The sequence below is a fragment of the Aphanothece microscopica RSMan92 genome (assembly GCF_046613545.2).
In the GTDB taxonomy this organism is placed as follows: Bacteria; Cyanobacteriota; Cyanobacteriia; order PCC-6307; family Cyanobiaceae; genus NIES-981.
Map to the genome: position 1 here is coordinate 1 of NZ_JBKKKY020000469.1, position 488 is coordinate 488.

Consider the following 488-nt stretch of genomic DNA (forward strand, 5'->3'; position numbering starts at 1 on the left):
CATTGCCGCCATAGAGACCGCGGTCGTTGCGCAGGAATTCCGTACCGCGGATCTCCGTCTTGAAGTTGCCCCACATGACCCGGCTGTCGCCGCGCTCGAGGCGGACATAGAATTTACCGCGCGTCGGCGCATCCTCGATGCTGACGGAGTCGTCGCCATATACGGCGTAATAATCATCCGGATCGATACGGCTGAGCAGGCTCTTCGGGTCCTTCTCGTCGAGGCCCCTGAACATGTTCTCGACCGAATCCTCGCCAGAATCCGCCGCCGCGGTGAGAAGATAGCTGCCCTTGATCTTGCCCTTCAGGTAGAAGGCGGCGCGTCCCTTGGTATAGACATCGTCGAACTCGCCAGGCTTCACATCCTCGATGCCTTTGCTGCCTCCGTTGTGGCCGACCGTCAGATCGGCGAGGCCCACATAGAACCATTCGCTCGACGGGATGTTGACGGCGCGGGTGAATCTCACCCTGCCATCCTTGCCTCCCGAG

General features: G+C 60.7%; 1 protein-coding gene. It reads right to left on the reverse strand.

What is annotated here, in order from left to right; genetic code table 11:
• The coding region (locus ACLD7X_RS18585; RefSeq protein WP_411425159.1) for a hypothetical protein at positions 1–466 on the reverse strand (466 nt) is incomplete at its 3' end.
• Between the last annotated feature and the right edge of the window lie 22 nt (positions 467–488).